This window comes from Streptomyces sp. NPDC006265, assembly GCF_040613555.1.
In the GTDB taxonomy this organism is placed as follows: domain Bacteria; phylum Actinomycetota; class Actinomycetes; order Streptomycetales; family Streptomycetaceae; genus Streptomyces.
In genome coordinates, this window is the sequence record NZ_JBEXSH010001466.1 from 1 (window position 1) to 1240 (window position 1240).

Consider the following 1240-nt stretch of genomic DNA (forward strand, 5'->3'; position numbering starts at 1 on the left):
TGGTGACGCCCCGGTATAAAAACCCGTGGAGGGCAGGTGGAGGCGGGACGGGCGGCGACGTGGCCATCGTCCTGAAGGCGACGAGCTGATGGCCGTCATCGCACTCGTATCGGGAAAGTCCAGCGGCGTGACCTGCTCGGCGCTCGCGCTCGCCCTCTCGTCGCCAAAGCCTTCCCTGCTGGTCGAGGCTGACCCCGCCGGCGGCACGATCCGGGCCGGCTACCTGGGCGGAGAAGGCAGCGCAGCCACCGGACTGCACCGCCTGGCGGCCGCGGACCGACAGGGCACCCTCGCACGGGAGTTCTCCCAGCACTTCGTCAGCCTGGACCGCGACAACACCGGCCAGCGGATGCTCCTGCCCGGACTGACCGACCCCACGCAGGCGGCGTCACTCAACCGCACCTGGGAACCCATCTCCCGGCTGCTCGGCGTGATGGACCAGACCGGCCACGACGTGATCATCGATGCGGGCCGCGTCCTCACCGAGTCCGAGACCCGGCTGTCCACCACCCGCTACCCGACGCCGCTGCTGCACCGCGCCGACGCCGTCCTCATGGTGGTCCGCACCACCCAGGCCTCGATCGCGGCCGCCGCGCCCGCCGTGCGGGTCCTGAGGGAGGAACTGGCGCACCACGGCACGGGCTCCGACGCGCTCGGGCTGCTGCTGATCGAGGAGGGTTCCTTCAACTCCAGCCAGGTGCAGCAGCACCTGAAGGCACCCGTCGTCGGCATGCTCGCGTGGGATCCCGACAGCGCCGACGTCTTCACGCACGGGGCCTACAAGAAGATGCCGCGCACCCTTCTGCGGTCCGCGCGCACGGCCCACCAAACGATCAATGAGCTGGTGACCAGGCGGCGCGTGCAGCTGCAGCCGGCAGGAATGCCGGTGGTCACCGGGAGGGCATCATGACCGACACCAGGCCGGAGACCTCGGCCCCCGACTACACCGCCCTCTTCGCCCAGGCGCTCCAGGAGAGCACCGCGCAGGACGCGCCGGTTCTTCGACCCGTTCCTGCGCAGGTGTCTCCGGCTGGCCTCCCTCAGGGAATCGTCCGGGTTCCCGACACCGCGGCGCCGACCGCGCTCCCGGTCGGCCACGAGGTTCTCGCCGAGCTGCGTTCACAGGCCAGCATGAAGATCGGCGAGGCCGCCGGCGCCGACGCCTCCATGACCGAGCAAGACCGCCGGCAGCGCGGACAGTCGATCATCAGGCAGGTCGTCTCGGAATGGGCGACGATGT

Annotated in this window: 1 protein-coding gene and 1 pseudogene; both read left to right on the forward strand. The window is 70.5% G+C overall.

The features are described 5' to 3' along the window. The first annotated feature begins 88 nt into the window (after positions 1-88). A complete protein-coding gene (locus tag ABZ281_RS49850; RefSeq protein ID WP_356665514.1) occupies positions 89-910 on the forward strand; it encodes a hypothetical protein in 822 nt (273 codons plus the stop codon). Beyond that, positions 907-1240: pseudogene (locus ABZ281_RS49855) on the forward strand (CpaF family protein); the annotation flags it as partial. The gene ABZ281_RS49850 and the pseudogene ABZ281_RS49855, both read left to right, overlap by 4 nt.

What these genes read in the sequence shown, in the direction of transcription:
- ABZ281_RS49850 (WP_356665514.1), top strand. Translation starts at nt 89, where the DNA reads ATGGCCGTCATCGCACTCGTATCGGGAAAGTCCAGCGGCGTGACCTGC.